Genomic DNA, 1,437 nt, shown 5'->3' with positions numbered 1-1,437 from the left:
CGGACCGCCGCACAACCCGAACCCCGCCCGCACCACAACATCATCCGCGAGCCGCCCCATCAGACCATGAGTGGCATCCACCACCGCCTGCAGGGAATCACCCGCACCCTCCGCCACATCCGTCACCCCGGTCACAGCAGCAGCCGCCTCCCCCAAAACCGCATGAGCCAGCGCCTTCTTGCTCTCGAAATGAAAATGAAGCGCCCCGTTACTCACCCCCGCACGACGGCTGATCATGGAAATCGAAGCGAGCGCGACCCCCTCCTCGGCAAACACCTCGGCAGCCGCCCGGATCAGCGCCTGCCGGGTACGGACCGCCCGCTCCTGCCTGACCATCTCATCGCCTCCCGGCCACAGGGCAACCAGCAGCACACACGACCGCCACACCCCACCACTCGTCACTCACCACGAACAGACCACCCCACCCACCACACAACCCACCCGAAACGTGACAAACACCCCCCAGGCAGGCACCCCCCGCATACCGGCGGGCGCCCCGCGTACCGGCGGAACCGGTAAGCGCGGCAGCCAGACCACGCCCGGCCCCACGGCACGGACACACCATCCCCGCCACCCGCCCGCACACACCACCCCGCACCGGCCCGCCCGGGCCGCCCGGCCCGGGCGGGCCGGACAAAATGATCACCGTCACACCCGCCTCTCCCTGGGACAACACCGAGGAAGCCCCACCCCCGGCCCACCACAAGAACATTAACAAACCGCTCACGCGGTTTCCAGAGCGGCTCCACCGGGACCCCGCCCCGCCGGCCGACCACCGGACACCGGACACCCACCTGCCACCCACCGGACACCCAGCCCGCCCGGCAACAGGAACGAAAGACCGGCAGCGGGAACGAAGAGCCAGCAGCCAGGACGAAGGGCCGGCGGCACGAGGGAAGGGCCAGCAGCCGGAATGAGAGACCCGCGACAGGAGGAAGGGCCGGGCGACGGGAGCGAAGGGCCGAAGGCGAGGACAGCCGGCCCTCCACCCCCGGACCGGGCCGCTCCCGCCGCCCGGCCGGACCCCGGGAAACGGCCGTCCGGACCACCCGGGAATCACCGGAGCACCAACCCCTCACCCACCCACAGCCCGCACCCCACCACGAGACCGCCAGGACGACAGAGCAGAAAAGCAACAGAGAAGCAGAGAAGAGAGACAGGAAGACAGAGAGGCAAAGGGAGACAAAAGGAAGGCAGGACAAGGAGGCAGGGCAGGGCGGTAAGGCGGGGCGGGGGGAATCGGGCGCGGGACATGGACAGAGCCGCCCACCCCGACGGGCGGACGGACGGACGGGGCCGACGGACGGGCGGGCGGGCGGGCGGGCGGAACAGACTGCTCCGCATCTTCTGCCACTCATGTGACCTAGGTCACTAGCAATTAAACCGGATGGTACGTATTTTCTTGGGGAGGGAAGCGAGCACACCCATATCCGAGCC

The 1,437-nt window shown here is 69.2% G+C and carries 1 protein-coding gene; it reads right to left on the bottom strand.

Translation table 11 applies throughout. The annotated features are described in order from the left end of the window. The coding region (locus tag ACIRQP_RS42445) for a TetR family transcriptional regulator (protein WP_403900837.1) at window positions 1-372 on the bottom strand (372 nt) is incomplete at its 3' end. Window positions 373-1,437: the final 1,065 nt, after the last annotated feature.

The organism is Streptomyces sp. NPDC102274 (assembly GCF_044766385.1).
GTDB lineage: Bacteria > Actinomycetota > Actinomycetes > Streptomycetales > Streptomycetaceae > Streptomyces.
Note: the sequence above shows the minus strand (reverse complement) of the source record. Positions and strands in the feature narration are given on the sequence as shown.